Source organism: Bacillus haynesii (assembly GCF_001969855.1).
Taxonomy (GTDB): Bacteria; Bacillota; Bacilli; order Bacillales; family Bacillaceae; genus Bacillus; species Bacillus haynesii.
Window position 1 is genome coordinate 188,415 of record NZ_MRBL01000013.1, and the last position, 18,224, is coordinate 206,638.

An 18,224-nucleotide genomic window follows, 5' to 3' on the forward strand; every position below is an offset into this window, starting at 1 on the left:
GGATCACTTCCCTAATTCCGATTCTTTATAGTAACCGCCGTCAACGAGCAATTTTTTATAGTTCTCTTTATCGACGACGACCGGCTCAAGCAGGTATGACGGAACGACCTTCTCTCCGTTGTCATACGTCTTTGTGTCATTGACTTCCGCTTTTTCGCCTTTTAAGACGGATGTCGCCATATCAACGGCTTTTTTCGCCAGCTCTCTCGTATCTTTGAAAATGGTTGATGTCTGCTCCCCTTTAATGATCGAATTCACGGAAGCAAGCTCTGCATCCTGTCCCGTTATAACCGGCAGCGGCTTCTTGTCCGATCCGTAGCCCGCACCTTTTAAGGATGAAATGATTCCGATGCTGATCCCGTCATACGGTGAAAGCACCGCATCAAGCTTCGCCTTTGTATAATGTGCGCTCAGCAGATTGTCCATCCGGGATTGTGCGGTTGCGCCGTCCCACCTGAGCGTCGCACCTTGCTCAAATGAAGTCTGGCCGCTCAATACCTTTAATTTGCCCGAATCGATATAAGGCTTCAAAACAGACATGGCGCCGTCAAAAAAGAAATGCGCGTTGTTGTCGTCAGGCGATCCCGCGAACAATTCGATGTTGAACGGCCCTTTTTTGTCTTTTAAGCCAAGCTTTTCTTCAATATATTTCCCTTGAAGTTCTCCGACTTTATGATTGTCAAATGTCGCATAATAGTCGACATGTTTGCTGTTCATGAGCAGCCGGTCATAGGAAATGACTTTAATATCCTGCTTGTTTGCTTTTTCAAGGACGTCGGTCAGCGCTTCTCCGTCAATCGAAGCAATAACGAGGACATTGACGCCTTTTGTAATCATGTTTTCGATTTGTGAGACTTGGTTTTCAACGACATCTTCCGCATACTGCAGATCCGTTTTATAACCGAGCTTTTCAAACTCTTTCACCATGTATTTCCCGTCATACACCCAGCGTTCCGATGACTTTGTCGGCATTGAGATTCCGACGTAGCCTTTGTCTCCCCCTCCGCTTGCCTGATTCCCCGAACAGGCGGAAACGATGAGACAGAAAAGCATTGCAGTGATCAACAGCCAGCTTTTTTTCATGCTTGGTATCCCCCTTTTGATTTCTCCCATCATGAATCATGCCAACTGTACCATGTCTTTCGAATGTCCGTCTTTTGAATTAATTAACTATTTTTATAAAAATCAGACTTTTTTAAAGCGCTTACATTACAATTTTCCTCCTGTTTGTTCAATTCCCGACATGCGCCGGTACTGATTGGGGGATACACCCATTGTCTTTTTAAATACAGTGCTGAAATAGTGCTGTGTATCATACCCCGTTTGTTCGGCTATATCGTGAATCGAAAGAGGAGTTGTCTCTAACAGGTGAACCGCTTGGTCTATGCGCATCTCCGTCAAGAGCTGAACAAATGTCATGCCGAGCTCTTTCTTCATCATTCTGCTTAAATAGACGGACGAGACTTGAAGCGCATCCGCCGTCTGTTTTAAAGAAAACTCCCTTTCAGTGAAATGCTTTTGCATATACTCTTTGGCCCTTGTGACAACCGGCGAGATATTGAATGTTTTCGAGACTTGCTGTCTGCAGTGCTGATAGCATTGTGCGGCCGAGCGGCCGTTTTCAGCAAGCTTCGCGAAGCAGACGGCGGCGCTTGCCTGCATTTCGGCTTCGATCATCTCTGCAAGCGCCCGCTGTTCAGCTTCTGTAACAGAACGCCACAGGCAGGCGGCGATCAGGCGGTCTCCGTCGAAAAAAACGGCTTTATCACGCTCATCGATAAAAAAACGTTCTACTTTTTCTTTCAGACTGTTGGCTTCAGACGGCTTGTTCCATACATGCCCGGCCGCGATAACGCCGAGCGTCTCAGGATAGCGGGCCGGAAGACGAAGGCATTCGAGCTGCCGGTAAACATCTTCTTCCTCTGCCCGGCCTTCGATCCAGCTTCTGAAAACATGCTCTTTCAGAAGGCTGAGGTTTTGTTGAATATGCTGCTCAGCAAGCTTTTGCTCGCTCAGCTTCTTTTTTTCAGCTGCCAGAGATACGCTGATCTTTTCGAGCACTTGTTCCAGATGAGCGGGATCGACCGGCTTTAACAAATAATCATCGACATTGAGCCGGATCGCTTCTTGTGCGTATGCAAACTGGTCGTAGCCCGTCACGATGACAAAGCGGCACTGCGGCAGTGCGCCGCGGAGCTTTTTCATCAGCGTGATTCCGTTTACAATCGGCATATTCAAGTCGACAATCAATAAGTCGATGCCGTGTTTGAGAGCGAGCTCAAATGCCTCTTCGCCATTCTCCGCTTCAGCTGACACCGACATTTGATAGCGCTCCCAAGAGACGGCATCCCGTATTCCTTCCCGAATCCATGGTTCATCATCGGCAATCAGTACGCGCCAACATTCACTCAAGGCTTGTTCCCCCTTTTGCTAAGATTGGAAGCCGTATCGTGACAGCGGTTCCGGCTCCTTTTCGACTTTCAATCGTTAAACCATACGGCTCGCCAAATGTAAGAGTAATCCGTTCATGGACGTTGATCATGCCGTAGCCCGCTGTATCGTCCCTGTGTTTGAATTGATCGGTTATTTGTTTTAGCGTCTGTTCATCCATTCCGGCTCCGTCATCCTCGATTTTGATGATCAGCGAGCCATCCTCCTCCATGCCTTTGATCGCAATATGCCCCGGCCCTTTTTTTTCTTTAATTCCGTGATAAATCGCATTTTCGACAATCGGCTGAAGCACGAGCTTTAAAATTAGGCGATCGTCACAAAGCCCGGTGATTTCGATGGAGTAGTTTAATTTATCGCGGTATCTCGCTTTTTGGATTTTCAAATAGTTTTCTACATGTTCAAATTCATCAGACAGCGGGATGATATCTTTCCCTTTGCTCAAGGAGATGCGGAACAGCTTGGATAAAGCCTGCACGAGACCGCTGACCTCTTCAGCTCCTTTTTTCCTCGCCATCCAATTGATTGTATCCAGCGTGTTGTAGAGAAAGTGAGGGTTGATCTGCGCCTGCAGCGCTCTTAATTCGGCTTCTCTTTTTTGGCGTTCTTGTCTTTCTGTAACGGCCATCAACTCGCGGATTCTGAACATCAGGCGATTAAAGCTTTTTCCCAAAAGCCCGATTTCATCTTCCCTATCCTCCTGATAAAAAGTTGAAAAATTCCCGCTCTCCGCCGTTTTCATGACTGCATTCAGCTTCAAAATCGGCCGTGACATGGAATGGGACAAATAATAGGAAGCAGACATTCCGAGAAACGCCGCCGTCAATAAAAACAAAAGCACATACAAGTGGATTTCCTTCACTTCGAATACCGGTTCACCCGCTTTAAAAACGCCGACTGTTGTCCAGTTCGTAAAGGAGGATGTCTCATAAATGAACTGATATTCCTCGCCTTTGATCCGCTCCGAAAAATAACCGGACCGGTCTTGATGGAACCACTTTTTCGGCAGAAACAAATTTGAGGTCTCCGGCGAATAAATATTGCCGCCATTCTCATCCATGATCATCAAATAACCCGTTTTCCCCAAGCGGATATTTTTGGTCGCTTCTGCGAGGACGCGCAACTTCAAATCGATGAGTACAACGCCTTTCACATGCTGTGTCTCAGGATCGATAACAGCTCTGACGGCAGAAACGACCTCGTCTTCCTTGTAGTGCACATGGCTTCTGATATTCCGGTTGACAGGCTTCCCGATCATTTTGAAAATCCCTTCATTATCGACAGCCGCCTGATACCACGGTTCTTTTGTCAAATCTGTCGGCGTGCGTTCATACATCTCATTGCTGATCATCTCACCCTTATCATTGACGACGAGAATGCCCGCAGCTTCAGAATATAAAGAAGTCAGGCCCTGCAAAAACGTCCTTCGCTTATAATCCGCCTCTCCGTCCTCTTTTTCGTGATTAAAAAATGCTTCCATTTCTTCATTCATTGATATCAAATATGTCAGGTTCTGCATGTGGCTGACATACACTTCAGCCGTCTTGTTCACTTCGCCGATCAGCTGCAGTGTTTGGTCGATCACCTGTTTTTCAATAATATTTTCAACGGCCCATCCCGATAAAATGCCCAGGCCGATCGTCGGCAGCATGCTGATTAACAAGAGAAGGCTGATCAGCTTATGACGGATCGGCGCATTGTTGATCAAACGTTTAATCATTCGCATAATAAGCTTCCACATTTTCTTTCGTAATGATGGTAATGCCTGTATCGATCGCTGCCGGAAGCGGACGTTCATGATTCAGATGGCGATTTGAGAAAAACAGCATGTGCAGCGACCAATAGCCCATTTGCCATGTGTCCTGACCCATTGTCGCGGAAATCGATCCGTTTTTGATGCCGTCCAGCGTTTTCTTGTCTTTATCAAAGCCGATGATACATACTTCCCCTTCAAGTCCCGCCGCCTTCACAGCACGGGCTACGCCGCTCGCTCCATTGGCTTCGGTGGTGAAAATTCCTTTGATGGACGGATTCTTTTCCAGAATCTTCGCCGCTTCTTTTTTCGACGTCAGTTCATCGCCTTTTCCGTCCAAAACCGCGGTGACCTTCATGTTTGGGTATTTTTGCTTGATCGTTTGTTCAAAGCCCTTCGTCCTTTCCTGATGATTGTACTGCCGCGGCTGGGTAATGACTGCGGTTTCTCCCTTTCCATTTAAAAACTCGGCCATTCGCCTTGCGGCCTCGGCACCCGCTTCCATATTATTTGTGCCGATATATGTAGAGGCTTTGCTGAGCGGGGCGTCTGAATCGAATAAAACGATCGGAATGCCCTGCTCGTGCGCTTTGTCGATGACAGGGTTTAAAGCTTTGCGATCTATTGCCGAAAGAGCGATTCCCGCCGGCTTTTTTGCAATCACCTGCTCGAGGACGGTCGTTTGCTCATGGACATCATAATGGGCCGCCCCCCGATACTCGACAGAGACGTTGAAAAGCTGCGCGGCATCCTCAAAACCTTTCAGGCCGCTCTTCCAATATTCGATTCCCGATTGAAACGTGACCATCACGTATTTTTCTGACAGACTTCCGGCCGCTGGCCTTCTGCTTGCTTCTGTAGAACCGGTTTTATCGCCCCGGGAGTAGTCGTAGACATACAGAAAAAATAAACAGAGCATCACGGCATAAACAACTAACAGCTTTTTCATCTTTATCCCCCTGTTGGTCAGAGGACAAGACAGCGTTTACAATCTATCATGAAGGATATATTTGACCGCATATTTTTCTAAGAATCCAGCTGAGGCATCCTGACAGAAATCCCGTCCGTCCCCTTTATTCATCACAAACAGACAATTTCTCCCCCCTTGTTCATACGAAATATCTAATCTATTTGACATTCTGTTCGAAAAACCCTGTTTAGTGTTCGACAAGATCGCCTCTTTCTTAAAATTACCTTAAAGTTTGTGAAACAAAAAATAAATACAACAAAAATCCAAGCCTTAAGAACCATGTCTTTAGACCTTGCAGGGAAATGGAGAAAAGTGCAAAATCGCAGTCATATTAAGGAATTCCCTGCATAACCGCTCGATTCAATTCTTTATTCACGGTACATTTTTCCTATTCAACTCATTTATACCATGTTGTAACATTAATAAGGTCCTTTAATGAACGAATCCCAACAGGTCATTTGAATCAAATTTCCGGGAGGTGGCAGTAACATGATCTGGGAAAAAACAGTTTTATACGGGCTGCAAGGTACACTTCTCATCAAAAAACAACAGCTCGAACAACTGAAAAATTGCCAAACTGAATTAGAAGCAGATAAAAAGGAATTTGACGATTCAAAAGACAGCATCAAAAAGCCCGAACTGTCGCCGACAACATGGAAGGGCAGCCTTGCTGATTCTTTTAAAAACGTCAGAAGCGATATGAAAACGGCCTACAATGATATTTGCGGAAAACAATTAAATGAAGTGTTTAAACAATTAAAAGAGAAAATCTCTTCCTTAAATGATGACATTGATTCACTAGGTAAGGATATCAGCTCATTAAAAACGAAAATCGAAAAGCTGGAAAAAGAAGAAAGAGAAGCCCGCCGCTAAAGGAGTGATTACGATGGGTCAAGAAATCAAAGTCAAAACGGGCGAAGTCAAACAGGCGCTCTCAAAACTGAAGCATTCAGCCCAAGCTGTGAAGCCGAACGTGCCGACAGATATCAGCGGCAAAAACAACCTTGACGTCGTCAAAAAAATCGAAAGCATGAACAAAGATTTGAAAAGCCTGACAAAAGCATATGCATCGGCTCTCGCTAAACAAATTGCGCAAACCGAGCAGGCTGTCAACGCCATAAAAGACGCCGACAAAAAGCTGTCGTCATCGATCAAAGCCAAGTAGAAGGAAGGGACTACGCATTGAAAACTCTAGATGTTCAGGCTTTTCAAACCGGCCTAGACAAAACGCTGACCGAATTAAAAAACCAGACTGACGAGATTTCAAAAGTCAAACAAAGCGTCAAAGGCCTCACCTCCCTTGACGACGCCTTAAAAGGCGCGGGCGGTGAAGCGATCCGCTCGTTCTACGAAGAATGCCACACCACTTTTCTTCTTTTTTATGAATCTTTTATTTCCGACTATAAAGGACTTTTAGAAAAGACGAAAAGCGCGCTTCATTCCCTTGAACCGAACCAAAACGGCTTTATCTCGCAAAGTTTTCTTGAGAACGAACTCCATGACGGCGTCAGCCAAGCTGAATCGCTGACTGGCAGATTGACGTCAAAAGCCAATCAGACGATGGCCACTGTCAGCCACATCGTCGACCTGCCCGACCTTGACGATTCAGCCGTCAACGAGAACGCCAAAAAAGCGCAAAGACAAATCAGCGAGACGCTCGAAAAGCTTCACACCTTTGACCGCGAACAGACAAATGCACTGAAAGCGGCGAAGGAAGACCTTGACACGATGAAGCAGTACATCCAGCAGCTGGAGAAAATGTATACGGGTCCGAAGATTGAAATATCGGAGTATAAAAGCGGTTCAATTTTAAAACCGCAAAATGACTCAACAATCAGCCAAGCTCCCGGCAGCCTGCAAAGCGACCTGCAAAACCCCGGCGAAACGCCGATGGAGAAGATGCTAGGGCGGTTTAGCGAAAAAGACGAAAAAGGCAAAATCGATGACACAACAAAAGAAGAACTTCCATTTGAGATCGATTGGATGTATCCTGTATCGAGTGCGGGAAGTTTGTATGGGACGACTACTGCTGCGACGGATTTTGGGAAGAGTGTGAAGTATGTTGTTAAAGATGGGGTTAAAATTGAAAAAGGCATAGAAACCAATAGCGGAAGGAAGATAAGCGGATACAAGGTACAAAACGGCCAAGCAATAGGAATCAAAGGCAAAAATTATCCAGAAACATGGACTAAATCACAGTTAAAAGCCGGAAACACTCCTAAAATTGCTGAATATACAAAAGCTTCGTCTGCAGTAAAAGGGGCAATGAAAAGCAAATTGGGTTGGGCAGGTGTTGCCATCACAACTGGAGAAGATTTAGTGAAAAATATAAATGACCCTAATGTCTCAACAGAAAAAACTGTTGGTGATGTTGCAGTAGATGTAGGAGTTGGTGCTGCTACCTTAGGAGTCAGTGCTGTTGTTGGTGCGGCAGTTATTGGAGCTGGTGCTCCAATTATCGCAGCTGCTGCTGTAGGTTTTGTTGCATCAGTAGGGGTTTCTATGGCGTTAGGTGGGATAAAATTAGGTAAAGATAAAAAAAGCGTAACTGATATAGCAAAAGATACAGTGGAGTCTGGGTTAAAGACAGTCGCAGGCTGGTTTAAATAACCTAAAGGAGACGAGCATAATTGCTGAAATTAAATGAAAAAGTTATATTCAGAAGATTACCTGAAGAAACTAGGCATCATTTAATCATTTTAGTTGACCGAGACGAAAAAGTGAGTATGTGCATATTAAATATAATTATGTTAGATGCATTACTTTTATTTCTGCTGCTTGCAAACGGAATAAAACCGTTTACTATAGTAGCTTTACCACCTCTTATACTCGTTAATTTATGGATGTTTATTTTATTCTTCAAAGACATGGAATTACATAGAAACAATCTTGAATTTGTACTTTATAAAGGTTTTTCATTCAGTACTATGTCCTATTGCTGGTTTATTCTATCCCAGAAAATGTATTATTCCATCCTAGGACTTAATTGGTTGTTTATAATTTTTTCTGTCCTATTTCTTGTTATTGTGGCTCTAGGTTCATTTCGCTACTACTTGATAAAGTTTTCTATTCACAAACAAAAAAAAAGAGCAGTCCCTACTTGGGCAGTCTACTTATTAGCGGCTGGGCCAGCCGCTGGCTATATGATTTCTCAAATTACACTTCATTTTTCAGAATCTGTAATAAATATATTTATGAGCATTGTTTCTCTACTTGCAGCCTGCCTATTTTCTTTTATAGGTGCTAAATTTATACACCAATTTCTTTTTGTTAAAACAAATCAAAACATCATTAAAAATATAGGGAAGGGGAGAAAGTAATGGGTGAAAATAACCTACTGCCTTCCGGCTCCATCGTCCTCCTCGAAGGCGGAACAAAAAAATTAATGATTTACGGAAGAAAACAGATCGTCGTGAGCGAAGATCCACAGATGTTTGACTATATCGGCGTTTTTTACCCCGAGGGCTACATTAATCAAGAATACACTTTTGCTTTTAACCATTCAGATATTGAGAAAGTGATTTTCGAAGGCTATCAAGACGAAGAAGAAATTGAGTTTCAGCAAGTTTTGGCTGAAGCCGCGATCGATTAAACCTCTAAGCATCTCACAACGGGATGCTTTCTCTTATTCCAGTTTCCTGAATTATTGTTTCAAAAAGATAGACGAGATATGAAAAAAACACAGAGCCAAACGTTGCCGATGCAGAAAACACTCATCAAGAAAAAGGGGCTCAATATGAAAAACGAAAAAATTTTTCTATATAAAAAAATAAACGAAGCAATGATCATCTTCACGATTTTATTCCCTGTGGTTGGTATCTTTTTTGTCATCATGACGATATTGGGTTTATTGGAACAAGCCCCTTCAGAAATTCCCTTATTTGTTTCGGTTATCAGCTTATTTTTTTTCGTTCCTCCGCTCCTATTGCATATCTACAGAAAAAAAGTCTGGCTAAAAAAACACATGGAGAATTATAAAAATTCAGAGGGATAAGCGGAGGAATACAAGCTTTGCTGAGACTAAAAGAAACGGTTACATACAAAGATTCACCTTACAATATTCAATCTCATTTGACAGCTTCCGTCAGCCGGGAAACGAAATGGGGAATGGCGTGTTTTATCGTGTTGATGCTGGATATTCTCTGCATACTACCTGTGCTGGCGAGCAAAGTCGAATTTTTCACTTTTGCCGCCGTCCCTGTCGCTATTCTGATCAATATATGGATGATCATCATGAATAGCAGAAATATGACCGAATATCTTCATCACCTTCAATATGTTCGGTTTATGGGCGTATCATTCAGCGGTATGTCATATTGCCAGCTGATCACGGCGCAAAAAATGATGTTTACTGCTATCGGTTTCCATTTAACGTTGATCAGTCTGTCACTATTCATATATGCCGCCTCTATCTTCCTCGTTATTCGATATTACTTGGTTGTATTCCCTGATTCTAAAGGCAAAAGGGAGACAGCAGCTCCGACATGGGTGCTCCTCGCGACTGTTCCGGCAGCCGGTTTTATGATAAGTCATGCCGTTTTGCGAGTTTCCGAGTCTGCCGTCTATTTTTTGATGAGTACCGTCTATCTGCTTATGGCTTGTTTATTTTCTATGATGGGGGTCTACAAATACTTCTTCATCAAAGCGAATCAAGATATCATCAGACAGCATAGGATTGAAGGCACAAGGAGAGGTCATGTTTGAAAGGCAGAAATAAAATCATTCTCTTAGTTTATTCCCTATATGCAATAACCATCATTTTGGAAGCTCTTGTAAGACCTGCGATCAACTGGAGGGAAAAAATTTCCGTCATCGGCTTTATGTTCGTTTCAATTTCTTTATTCGCACTCATTATTTATGTGTTCATAAATAAGCCGAAGAAAGATCAAAGCGCGCCCCGATGCAACATCGTCGCGAAAATCTTTTGGAAGAAATACAGAAAGCCGTTCACGCTCTCTTTCTACTTCATCGGCATCCTGATTGTGGGGATATCCGTGTTTTTCATGCCCGAACTCTCACTCGCTTGGAAATCCGGCGTGTTTGCGATTTTGTTTGCCGTGATATCTGGCGGCTTTTTTGCTGTTTATCAAACGGCGAATCAAATGCTGAACCGGTCTTGTTTGGAAAGAATGCCTGACGAAGAATGAGAAGCTTTTTTTAGCAGAAAAAAAGTTTTGTTAAAAAACGCTGGAGTCCGCCATTCATAAAGGAGTTATGATGTCACCAGAAACTTTTGTTGTATATACCGAATACTTAATCGCCGGTATGTTGGCCGCCCATTTCGCTTACAGTTTGGGTTTTTTAATCATAGCGGGCCACATGATCATTGAATATGAAAAAATGGTCTTTTTAAAACCTGAGAAATGGTCCCATAAAATTACGAATACATTCGTTTTTCTTCTTGTCGGCACCGGTTACTTTATTTACAAACGGCTATTAAAATACAACTGGTTCCTGAGAAAACCGTATTTCGCCTTTTATCTTGCGGGCAGAGGCATTTTAAGCATCATCATCTTTTATATTTTTTCCTTTCTGCTCCATCTCTTTTTCAGCGTTTAAATCATTTACGATTGGAGAGATCCGAATGTCTAATTTTCTACAAAAACCAAGAAACAAAGCCATCTTATCCGTCTACCTGTTTTTCGTTTGCGGCTCCGTTCTCAGCTCTGTTCTGAATCCGGTGATGAGCCTGGGCGAAAAGCTGTTTATCCTCTGTTTTAATATTTTCTCGGCAACTTTATTCGCATTTCTCATTTATGTGCTGCTAAATAAACTGATGAAAGATGAAGACCACAAACACCCGGCAGCCCCCGAAAAAAACGGGATTAATCAAGTAATTTGGAAAAAATACAAAAAGCCGCTGATCCTGTTTGTTTATTTTGGCGGCGTGTTTTCCGTCTGCGCTGTTATTATTCCCATGCCGATATATACCGTTGCTGAAAAGCTCGTGATCCTTTCGATCGCCATTATTTTTATTACAATTGGCTGTATCTTGGCTTATAAAGTGACGAATAAGATGCTATCGAAATAAAACTTGGATTTGAGATAATTGCTGCAATTTATTGAAGAATCATCATGACATAATCAACAAGCCAGAATGCGATGATTCGGGTAATCAATGGGGGTAAAAGTTCCAGATGTTGAAATTGAATCAAAACGTGAAATATAGAAATCTACCTTCTGAGATTAAAACACATTTATCAACTCCTTTTAATAATCGCGAAAAATTCACCATTGTTATTTTCATTCTTTTCTTTCTCGATGTTACTTGCTTAGTGCCATTGTTGGCTAACGAAGTCAGGATTTTCACATTTTTCGCGATGCCCTTTATCATTGTCATCCATATATGGTCGTTCATTACGTTATTCATAAAACTGGATCGGTATAAAAAGAAACTCGCTTTTTTAATCTATACTGGCTGTTCATTCGCGGTAGTTTCATATTGCGCTTTTATCGTGACTTTGAAACGGACCTATTATGTGTTCGGTTTTAATTGGCTCATTGCCGGGACTGCGGGGCTGACCTACTTACTGTTTACCATTAAAATGATTCGTTATTTCTTAATTGAATTCCCCGTTTTCAAAAGAAAGAAAAAATCATCTCCTACCTGGATAGGACAAGTATTTACAGCGGCTCCTGCCGTAGGATTTATAACAGGTCATTTTCTGTTTCGCTCCTCCGAAGCTGTCATTAATACTGCAATGAGTGTCATTTCATTACTGACTGCTTGCACTTTTTCTTATATGGCTGTCAAATTTTTTCACCAGTTCTTTTTTATAAAAGCCAATCAAGATATTATTAATCAAAGATTGAAACAATACCCCGGAAAAAAAGCAAGAAAAAGAGCCGCTCGTATGCAGCAGCAAAATGAACGATAAATGTCGAGACGTAAACTAGTTATATTTGAAGCCTATTCCTCAAGAAACAGCAGTATAAAATCCAAAAAGACAAGCCAAAGCATGACTTGTCTTTCTCTACTATTTCCTCAGCTCCCCCAGCGTCTCTTCCCACCGCCGCAAAACCGCCGCTTCATCCTTCAGCTCAATCTGAACGCCGGAGATGATATCGGCGTATTTTGCGATATCTTCCCGGGCCGCTTCGACCGTACCGGCGAAGCGCGCTCTCGGGTGTTTGGCGTCTTTTAATTCGGGCAGTTTCTTTAAAGACAGCCGCACATAATGTGCTTTGCCTTTCCAGCATGCGACGAAGAGCGCCCGGCCTGTTCTCGCGATATTTGCGGTTGTCGTTGTGCCTTGCCAGAGAGCCAGGCGGATGTCGGTTTTGTTCCGGGCGAGGATTTCGCCGGCGCTGATCATCGCCGTGTGCGGCCAGCCGTCTTCTGTGACGGTCTGGAGCATCATCGCTTCATGCCGCTTTCCGGCGAGTTTCTCTCCGTTTAAAAGCTGAAATAATTCGTTTGATAGCTGAGCCATGCCGGATGCCTCCCTTTAGATTTTCCGGTCTGGAATCGCCGGCACTTGTACGGCTGTTTCAACTTCCGAAGGGTCGATTTTAAAGGCCGGATTGTATTTTTCGGGATTTGTGATCGTCTCCGGCTCTGATGACCTCCAAGTGAAAAAGCAGTGCTGGCATTGATAAACTTCCCAGGCTCCTTCAACGGGTGACTGGCTGACGGTTTCCGCTTTTTTTAATTCGCAGCGCGGACATGTATGCATGATGAAACACTCTCCTCTTTTATTGATTTAGCAGATTCATTAATTTCGCTTCCCACTCTTCCGTTCCTATAGGGGAATCGAGCGGCTGTGAATAGTGTCCTCTTGTTTCCGGAGCAACGGGCGTTGTCGCGTCCAAGATCATTTTGTGGGTGATTCCCGCCGGTTCAGAACCTGGATCTAGCGCCAGAACGGATAAATCCGGGATGATGACTGCATCGTGTTTTGGATGCATTTTCGTTGAAATTGCCCACATCACTTGCGGGAGGTTAAACGGATCGACGTCTTCGTCAACGAGGATCACCATTTTGCAGTAGCCGAGGCCGTGCGGAGTGGTCAGCGCGCGCATGCCGACGGCTTTGGCGAATCCGCCGTAGCGGCTTTTCGTTGATACAATGGCGATCAAGCCGTGCGTATACATCGCGTTTACTGCGACAATTTCATTCGGATATGCCTCTTTTAGCTGCTGGTAAAGCGGCACACATGTATTAATGCCGACCATGTAGTCAACCTCAGTCCAAGGCATGCCTAAATAGAGGTGTTCAAAAATCGGGTTGTTGCGGTGGCAGACGCGCTTGATTTTGATGATCGGCATGCTTCGTCCGCCTGAATAGTGGCCGGTAAACTCGCCGAACGGACCTTCATACTCGCGTTCGCCCGCCAGAATTTCACCTTCGAGAACCACTTCCGCGCCCCATGGGATATCTAAGTTAGACAGTTTTGATTTGACGATTTTATAAGGTTCGCCTTGCAAGGCCCCTGCCATCTCGTATTCTGACTGATCGTATAAAAGCGGTGTGGATGCCGCCGTTGCAATGACCGGTTCACAGCCGAGCGCAATCGTGACAGGCAGGTTTTCGCCGCGCTCTTCAGCCTGGCGCAGGTGGATCGCAATGTCATGCTGCGGGACGGGCTGAATGCCGAGGCGGTCTTTTCCTTTTACCTGCAGTCTGTACATGCCGACATTTTGTTTGCCGAAGTGTTCCGGATCCTCGACATCTCTGGAAATGACGCATGCCTTGTCTAAATAAAAGCCGCCGTCGCCCTGATTGATGCGGAAGAGCGGCAGAATGTCAAACAGGTTGATGTCTTCTGTGATGTCGTTTTCGTGAAACGGCGCTGTCTCCTCTCTTTGCACTTTTACAGGAAACTGATCATAACGGCGCGCGAACTCAAAGAATTGTTCTTTGACAGGCGTGTCTTTCGGAAGGCCGAGCATTAACGCATGATTCGGCCAGGAGCCGATGACATTCAGCGCGATTTGGGCATTGTTATAGCCGTAAATGTTGTTGAATAAAAGAGCGGGTGATTTGTCTCCGAGGTTGTTGGCGGCGCGTGCAGCGGCTCCCAGATCGGGTTCCGGCTTCACCTCTTCCTGAACTTCAAGAAGCTGTCCTTCTTTTTTCAGCGTATTTAAAAAGTCTCTAAAATCTTGATAAGCCATTCTGTTATCCTCCTTATTTCTCCTGTTTCATTCCTTCCCAGCGCTTCGCTTCAGACAGATGGATTCCAAATTGGTCCAGCGTCCGGAATACGATATGGTCGACCATTTCGTTCAGATTTTGGGGATGATTATAAAAAGCCGGCATCGGCGGAAGGATTACCGCGCCCATTTTTGTCAGCTCAAGCATGTTTTCAAGATGAATCTGGTTCAGCGGCGTCTCCCTTGTTAACAGAACAAGCTTTTTTCGTTCCTTCAGCATGACGTCCGCCGAACGGGTCAACAAGTTATCCGCCATACCGGTGCGGATGCCCGCCAACGTCTTCATGCTGCACGGTGCGACAATCATTCCGTCCGTTTGAAAGGAACCGCTTGATATGCGGGCTGCCTGGTCTTTGTGGGAATATGTAAAAGATGCGAGCTTTTCCACGTCTTTCATCGTATATCCCGTTTCGTGCAGGATGGTTGCCGCTGCCCACGGAGAGATGACAAGGTGTGTCTCTGCGTCGGTTTTCTTCAGCCACTCCAGCATCCGCACGCCAAATATCGCGCCGGTCGCGCCCGTGATTCCGACGATGATGTTCATATGCGCCCCCCTTTCCCTCTTGGTGCTTCAGTTAAAATGATACGCCTCTATTTACCATATTGAAAATATCTGTTAAATCTATATATAATACTTTAAAGGTATAAAAAGGAGTGCCGAGAAAATGGATATTCGCCAGTTAAAGTACTTCGTTACGATCGCACAGGAAGGAAAGATTACAACGGCGGCGAAGCGGCTCCATATCGCACAGCCGCCGCTCTCCAGACAGTTGAAGCAGATGGAAGAGGAGCTCGGGGTCGTTTTATTTGACCGGAACAAAAAGAAAAACCTGACGCTGACCTATGAAGGAGAAGTGTTTTTGAAAAGAGCAAAAGAAATCCTGCACAAGCTTGAGGATTCCATCTTGGAGGTTCGGGAGCTGCGTGAAGAAGTCAACGGAACCCTCGCCGTCGGCTCAACGATTTACTGCGCGGCCCTGCTGCTCGCAAAAGTCTCGAAGATCAGAGACATGTATCCGAATTTAATGTTTAACATTTGGGAAGGTGAGCCTTCACGGCTGAGCGAGCTCCTGGAAAGCCGGCAGATCGATGCGGCGGTCACGACAACGCCTTTTCACAGCAAAAATATCAAATCAAAAAGCCTGCCGGAGGTTCCATGCAAGCTCGTTCTTCCGGGGAATCAGTCGTATGGCTTAAAAGGGGAAGCCGGAATGAAAGAAATTGCCGGCCTGCCGCTGATTCTCCTCAGGCCGTCGCACGGAAAAGGGATTTACGACGAGGTCGTCCATCACTTTCAATCATCAGACCTTGAACCGAGGGTCGTCTGTGAGTGCCATGATTCTACAACACTGCTCAGCCTCGTCACTTCGGGATTCGGAGCGACGATTTTGCCGCTGTCCATGCTGCCGGCGCATTTCGCACGGCATGTTCAGACGTTGGAGATTCAAGACAATCCATTCATTCTGCAGCCGTCTGTCGTTTGGCGGGCCGGCAGTTTTTTGCCGAAGCCCGTGAGAGAATTTTTGGCTTTATTTTGATAAGCGGCCGGGAACCCGTCAATAAAAAAGAGAAGGCATCATGCCGATGCCTTCTCCTTTGCGTTAGTTACAGCAGCTTCTTCCCTAACAACGATTCGATCAGTTCGACGGCCGCCTCACCGGTTTTATTTTTGTGATCCAGTATCGGGTTGACTTCAACAAACTCGGCAGATGTAATGATATCTGCATCATAAAGCATTTCCATCGCCAAATGGCTTTCCCTGTAGCTGATGCCTCCGACGACAGGGGTGCCGACTCCCGGAGCGTCGCTCGGATCAAGACCGTCCAGATCAAGGCTCAGATGGATGCCGTCGCAATTTGCTGAGAGATACTCGATCGTTTCCTCTATCACCTTTGTCATGCCGAGTCTGTCGATTTCATGCATGGTGTAGACTTTCATGCCGGTTTCACGGATATATTTGCGCTCTCCTTCATCAAGCGAGCGCGCACCGATGATGACGACATGCTCCGGCTTGATTTTCGGCGCATAGCCGTGAAGGTTGACCAGCTTTTCGTGGCCGACACCGAGACTTACCGCCAGCGGCATACCGTGGATGTTGCCTGACGGCGATGTCTCCAGCGTATTTAAGTCGCCGTGTGCGTCATACCAAATCACGCCGAGCTGTTGATAATGCTTGGCAACCCCCGCCAATGTCCCGATGGCAATGCTGTGGTCTCCGCCCAGCACGAGCGGGAAGCGGCGCTGCTCGACGACATTGTCAACGATGTCAGCCAGCTTGCGGTTTCCTTCGAGTACGGAAACTAAATTTTTCAGCCCTTCGTCTCCTTTTGGCTGATCGCGGTTGATCGGCACATCGCCCAGATCATCGATATCATAGCCCAACTCGTTTAAGCGCTCCACGATATGAGCGTAGCGAATCGCGCTCGGTCCCATATCCACACCGCGCCGCGCCTGTCCCAAGTCCATCGGCATTCCAATCAAAGAAATTTGTTTATTCATCAATAACCACCTCATCGTTCGTTTTGTTTTGATAGATCATTGCTTCTTGTCGCTCTAGAGCCTGGCGTTTTTTCACAAACACGTGATAAACAAAGTAGCAGGCCGACATGAACAAAATCCCGCAGTACAATGCCATCCTCTGCTCTGAATCAAAGGCAAGGCTCACAAGGACCGCACTGTTTAAAATAAAGCCCGCCAGCGGCAAATAAGGATAAAGAGGCGTTTTAAATTTCAAGTCTTCAACCTTTCCGCCTTCTTTGACATATCGTCTGCGAAATAGCAGCTGTGATACCGTAATCGTGATCCAGCCGACTTGCGCGCTTAAACCGGCAAGAGACAAAAGCCAGATGTAGAGCGTTTCTGCGGCGACTACGCTTGAAACGAGGGACAAACCCGCAAAACCGAGCGTGATCCACAGCGCATTCATCGGAATTCCTCTTTTATTGACACGGCTTAAAGCCTGAGCAGCCATTCCTTCTTTCGCCAGGGAGTAAAGCATCCTCGTCGATGCGTACAAGCCAGAATTCGCCACCGATAACAAAGCAATTAAAATGACAAAGTTCATCAGATCAGCGGCATACGGAATGCCAATTTGTTCAAATACGACAACGAACGGGCTTTCAACAACCCCCGCTTTTTCCCATGGAATCAACCCCGCCAGCACAAATACGGACAGGCCGAAAAACACGAGTGTCCGCCAGACCGTCTGTTTGATGGAGCGGGGCACCGTTTTTTCCGGATTTTCGCTTTCCCCCGCCGCGATCCCGATCAGCTCTGTCCCCTGAAAGGCAAAGTTGACGGTGATCATCGTGATAAAGATCGCGCCGAATCCGTTTGGAAAAATTCCGTCTCCAATCAGATTGGAAAAGAACGGTGCAGCCTGTCCGTCTTTCATATCAATGAGTCCGAACATCGCGCCTCCGCCGAGAATAATAAACAGAAGAATGACGATAATTTTGATGCCGGACAGCCAAAATTCCGATTCCCCGAAGGCCTTTGCCGATAGCGCATTGAGTGAAAAAAGCAGCAGTCCGAAAATCAAGCACCATATCCAGACGCCGACATCGGGAAACCATCTTTTCATCAGCTGCCCCGCTGACAGAAATTCCAAAGCGACCGTAACCGACCAGCCGAGCCAATAGATCCAGCCGACGGCAAACCCTGTAGCAGGCCCGATAAATTTTGTCGCGTACGTCTGAAAAGAGCCTGAAACCGGCATTGCCACTGCGAGCTCCCCGAGGCAAAGCATCGTAAAATACATGATCATTCCGCCCGCTAAATAGGAAAGAATCGCGCCGATCGGTCCGGCTTCATTAATCGTATATCCTGTTCCGAGAAAAAAGCCGGTTCCGATGACGCCGCCAAGCGAGATCATAAACAAATGGCGGGATTTCATCG

The 18,224-nt window shown here is 45.5% G+C and carries 22 protein-coding genes; 12 read left to right on the forward strand and 10 right to left on the reverse strand.

The window, feature by feature from the left end:
* Nucleotides 1–3: 3 nt before the first annotated feature.
* The 4 genes from chvE to BTA31_RS12255 form a co-directional block, all read right to left on the reverse strand.
* On the reverse strand, nucleotides 4–1,083 hold the full coding sequence (chvE, locus tag BTA31_RS12240; RefSeq protein WP_076791906.1) for a multiple monosaccharide ABC transporter substrate-binding protein: 1,080 nt from the start codon (nucleotides 1,081–1,083) through the stop codon (nucleotides 4–6).
* Nucleotides 1,084–1,209: 126 nt separating this feature from the next.
* On the reverse strand, nucleotides 1,210–2,412 hold the full coding sequence (locus BTA31_RS12245) for a response regulator transcription factor (RefSeq protein WP_076791908.1): 1,203 nt from the start codon (nucleotides 2,410–2,412) through the stop codon (nucleotides 1,210–1,212).
* Nucleotides 2,405–4,168 (reverse strand): cache domain-containing sensor histidine kinase, encoded by a 1,764-nt coding sequence (locus tag BTA31_RS12250; protein ID WP_338152959.1) that lies wholly within the window; start codon nucleotides 4,166–4,168, stop codon nucleotides 2,405–2,407. The genes BTA31_RS12245 and BTA31_RS12250 overlap by 8 nt, the downstream gene beginning before the upstream one ends.
* A complete protein-coding gene (locus BTA31_RS12255) occupies nucleotides 4,161–5,150 on the reverse strand; it encodes a substrate-binding domain-containing protein (RefSeq protein ID WP_076791912.1) in 990 nt (329 codons plus the stop codon). Before BTA31_RS12255 ends, BTA31_RS12250 begins: the two co-directional genes overlap by 8 nt.
* Before the next feature lie 510 nt (nucleotides 5,151–5,660).
* Here BTA31_RS12255 and BTA31_RS12260 point away from each other — a divergent pair.
* The 11 genes from BTA31_RS12260 (at nucleotide 5,661) to BTA31_RS12310 (ending at nucleotide 12,049) form a co-directional block, all read left to right on the forward strand.
* Complete coding sequence (locus BTA31_RS12260; RefSeq protein WP_076791915.1) at nucleotides 5,661–6,044, forward strand: YwqH-like family protein; 384 nt, start codon at nucleotides 5,661–5,663, stop codon at nucleotides 6,042–6,044.
* Between the two features lie 13 nt (nucleotides 6,045–6,057).
* Nucleotides 6,058–6,336 carry a YwqI/YxiC family protein gene (locus BTA31_RS12265; RefSeq protein WP_020450144.1) on the forward strand — a complete coding sequence of 93 codons (279 nt, stop codon included), beginning with the start codon at nucleotides 6,058–6,060 and terminating at the stop codon, nucleotides 6,334–6,336.
* A gap of 17 nt (nucleotides 6,337–6,353) precedes the next feature.
* Nucleotides 6,354–7,781 carry a ribonuclease YeeF family protein gene (locus BTA31_RS23330; protein ID WP_239693184.1) on the forward strand — a complete coding sequence of 476 codons (1,428 nt, stop codon included), beginning with the start codon at nucleotides 6,354–6,356 and terminating at the stop codon, nucleotides 7,779–7,781.
* Between the two features lie 20 nt (nucleotides 7,782–7,801).
* On the forward strand, nucleotides 7,802–8,491 hold the full coding sequence (locus BTA31_RS12275) for a hypothetical protein (protein ID WP_076791917.1): 690 nt from the start codon (nucleotides 7,802–7,804) through the stop codon (nucleotides 8,489–8,491).
* Nucleotides 8,491–8,763 carry a DUF4176 domain-containing protein gene (locus tag BTA31_RS12280; RefSeq protein ID WP_076791919.1) on the forward strand — a complete coding sequence of 91 codons (273 nt, stop codon included), beginning with the start codon at nucleotides 8,491–8,493 and terminating at the stop codon, nucleotides 8,761–8,763. The genes BTA31_RS12275 and BTA31_RS12280 overlap by 1 nt, the downstream gene beginning before the upstream one ends.
* 144 nt (nucleotides 8,764–8,907) lie before the next feature.
* Nucleotides 8,908–9,165 carry a hypothetical protein gene (locus BTA31_RS12285; protein WP_076792009.1) on the forward strand — a complete coding sequence of 86 codons (258 nt, stop codon included), beginning with the start codon at nucleotides 8,908–8,910 and terminating at the stop codon, nucleotides 9,163–9,165.
* Nucleotides 9,166–9,182: 17 nt separating this feature from the next.
* Nucleotides 9,183–9,875 (forward strand): hypothetical protein, encoded by a 693-nt coding sequence (locus tag BTA31_RS12290; protein WP_076791922.1) that lies wholly within the window; start codon nucleotides 9,183–9,185, stop codon nucleotides 9,873–9,875.
* Nucleotides 9,872–10,318 carry a hypothetical protein gene (locus tag BTA31_RS12295; RefSeq protein ID WP_043925974.1) on the forward strand — a complete coding sequence of 149 codons (447 nt, stop codon included), beginning with the start codon at nucleotides 9,872–9,874 and terminating at the stop codon, nucleotides 10,316–10,318. Before BTA31_RS12290 ends, BTA31_RS12295 begins: the two co-directional genes overlap by 4 nt.
* Before the next feature lie 70 nt (nucleotides 10,319–10,388).
* Nucleotides 10,389–10,730 (forward strand): hypothetical protein, encoded by a 342-nt coding sequence (locus tag BTA31_RS12300; protein WP_076791925.1) that lies wholly within the window; start codon nucleotides 10,389–10,391, stop codon nucleotides 10,728–10,730.
* A gap of 25 nt (nucleotides 10,731–10,755) precedes the next feature.
* A complete protein-coding gene (locus BTA31_RS12305; protein ID WP_076791928.1) occupies nucleotides 10,756–11,202 on the forward strand; it encodes a hypothetical protein in 447 nt (148 codons plus the stop codon).
* A 106-nt stretch (nucleotides 11,203–11,308) separates the two neighbouring features.
* Nucleotides 11,309–12,049, forward strand: a complete 741-nt coding sequence (locus BTA31_RS12310) for a hypothetical protein (RefSeq protein ID WP_076791931.1) — start codon at nucleotides 11,309–11,311, stop codon at nucleotides 12,047–12,049.
* 99 nt (nucleotides 12,050–12,148) lie between these two features.
* Here the strand turns inward: BTA31_RS12310 and BTA31_RS12315 are convergent, their stop codons facing one another.
* The 4 genes from BTA31_RS12315 to BTA31_RS12330 are packed head-to-tail and all read right to left on the reverse strand — an operon-like array spanning nucleotide 12,149 to nucleotide 14,871.
* Nucleotides 12,149–12,604 (reverse strand): pyridoxamine 5'-phosphate oxidase family protein, encoded by a 456-nt coding sequence (locus BTA31_RS12315; RefSeq protein WP_076791933.1) that lies wholly within the window; start codon nucleotides 12,602–12,604, stop codon nucleotides 12,149–12,151.
* A gap of 15 nt (nucleotides 12,605–12,619) precedes the next feature.
* Nucleotides 12,620–12,847: a non-oxidative hydroxyarylic acid decarboxylases subunit D gene (locus tag BTA31_RS12320; protein WP_076791935.1), complete on the reverse strand. Its 228-nt coding sequence runs from the start codon at nucleotides 12,845–12,847 to the stop codon at nucleotides 12,620–12,622.
* Between the two features lie 19 nt (nucleotides 12,848–12,866).
* Nucleotides 12,867–14,288 (reverse strand): non-oxidative hydroxyarylic acid decarboxylases subunit C, encoded by a 1,422-nt coding sequence (locus BTA31_RS12325; RefSeq protein ID WP_043925970.1) that lies wholly within the window; start codon nucleotides 14,286–14,288, stop codon nucleotides 12,867–12,869.
* Nucleotides 14,289–14,301: 13 nt separating this feature from the next.
* Entirely contained in the window at nucleotides 14,302–14,871 is a 570-nt protein-coding gene (locus BTA31_RS12330; RefSeq protein WP_043925969.1) for a non-oxidative hydroxyarylic acid decarboxylases subunit B, read from the reverse strand.
* 121 nt (nucleotides 14,872–14,992) lie between these two features.
* Between BTA31_RS12330 and BTA31_RS12335 the strand changes: the two genes are divergently transcribed.
* Nucleotides 14,993–15,865: a LysR family transcriptional regulator gene (locus tag BTA31_RS12335; RefSeq protein WP_076791938.1), complete on the forward strand. Its 873-nt coding sequence runs from the start codon at nucleotides 14,993–14,995 to the stop codon at nucleotides 15,863–15,865.
* A gap of 67 nt (nucleotides 15,866–15,932) precedes the next feature.
* Here BTA31_RS12335 and rocF read toward each other — a convergent pair whose 3' ends face one another.
* Together rocF and BTA31_RS12345 are read right to left on the reverse strand one after the other, a co-directional pair.
* Entirely contained in the window at nucleotides 15,933–16,826 is an 894-nt protein-coding gene (rocF, locus tag BTA31_RS12340; RefSeq protein ID WP_076791940.1) for an arginase, read from the reverse strand.
* Complete coding sequence (locus BTA31_RS12345; RefSeq protein ID WP_239693192.1) at nucleotides 16,819–18,222, reverse strand: amino acid permease; 1,404 nt, start codon at nucleotides 18,220–18,222, stop codon at nucleotides 16,819–16,821. Before BTA31_RS12345 ends, rocF begins: the two co-directional genes overlap by 8 nt.
* Between the last annotated feature and the right edge of the window lie 2 nt (nucleotides 18,223–18,224).

Excerpts from the sequence above, each read along its gene's own strand:
- BTA31_RS12250 (WP_338152959.1), bottom strand. The coding sequence starts at position 4,168 with ATGATTAAACGTTTGATCAACAATGCGCCGATCCGTCATAAGCTGATC.
- BTA31_RS12285 (WP_076792009.1), top strand. The coding sequence starts at position 8,908 with ATGAAAAACGAAAAAATTTTTCTATATAAAAAAATAAACGAAGCAATG.
- BTA31_RS12260 (WP_076791915.1), top strand. The coding sequence starts at position 5,661 with ATGATCTGGGAAAAAACAGTTTTATACGGGCTGCAAGGTACACTTCTC.
- BTA31_RS12320 (WP_076791935.1), bottom strand. The coding sequence starts at position 12,847 with ATGCATACATGTCCGCGCTGCGAATTAAAAAAAGCGGAAACCGTCAGC.
- BTA31_RS12330 (WP_043925969.1), bottom strand. The coding sequence starts at position 14,871 with ATGAACATCATCGTCGGAATCACGGGCGCGACCGGCGCGATATTTGGC.
- BTA31_RS12335 (WP_076791938.1), top strand. The coding sequence starts at position 14,993 with ATGGATATTCGCCAGTTAAAGTACTTCGTTACGATCGCACAGGAAGGA.
- BTA31_RS12255 (WP_076791912.1), bottom strand. The coding sequence starts at position 5,150 with ATGAAAAAGCTGTTAGTTGTTTATGCCGTGATGCTCTGTTTATTTTTT.
- rocF (WP_076791940.1), bottom strand. The coding sequence starts at position 16,826 with ATGAATAAACAAATTTCTTTGATTGGAATGCCGATGGACTTGGGACAG.
- BTA31_RS12305 (WP_076791928.1), top strand. The coding sequence starts at position 10,756 with ATGTCTAATTTTCTACAAAAACCAAGAAACAAAGCCATCTTATCCGTC.
- BTA31_RS12265 (WP_020450144.1), top strand. The coding sequence starts at position 6,058 with ATGGGTCAAGAAATCAAAGTCAAAACGGGCGAAGTCAAACAGGCGCTC.
- BTA31_RS12345 (WP_239693192.1), bottom strand. The coding sequence starts at position 18,222 with ATGAAATCCCGCCATTTGTTTATGATCTCGCTTGGCGGCGTCATCGGA.
- BTA31_RS12315 (WP_076791933.1), bottom strand. The coding sequence starts at position 12,604 with ATGGCTCAGCTATCAAACGAATTATTTCAGCTTTTAAACGGAGAGAAA.
- chvE (WP_076791906.1), bottom strand. The coding sequence starts at position 1,083 with ATGAAAAAAAGCTGGCTGTTGATCACTGCAATGCTTTTCTGTCTCATC.
- BTA31_RS12280 (WP_076791919.1), top strand. The coding sequence starts at position 8,491 with ATGGGTGAAAATAACCTACTGCCTTCCGGCTCCATCGTCCTCCTCGAA.
- BTA31_RS12310 (WP_076791931.1), top strand. The coding sequence starts at position 11,309 with ATGTTGAAATTGAATCAAAACGTGAAATATAGAAATCTACCTTCTGAG.
- BTA31_RS12300 (WP_076791925.1), top strand. The coding sequence starts at position 10,389 with ATGTCACCAGAAACTTTTGTTGTATATACCGAATACTTAATCGCCGGT.
- BTA31_RS12325 (WP_043925970.1), bottom strand. The coding sequence starts at position 14,288 with ATGGCTTATCAAGATTTTAGAGACTTTTTAAATACGCTGAAAAAAGAA.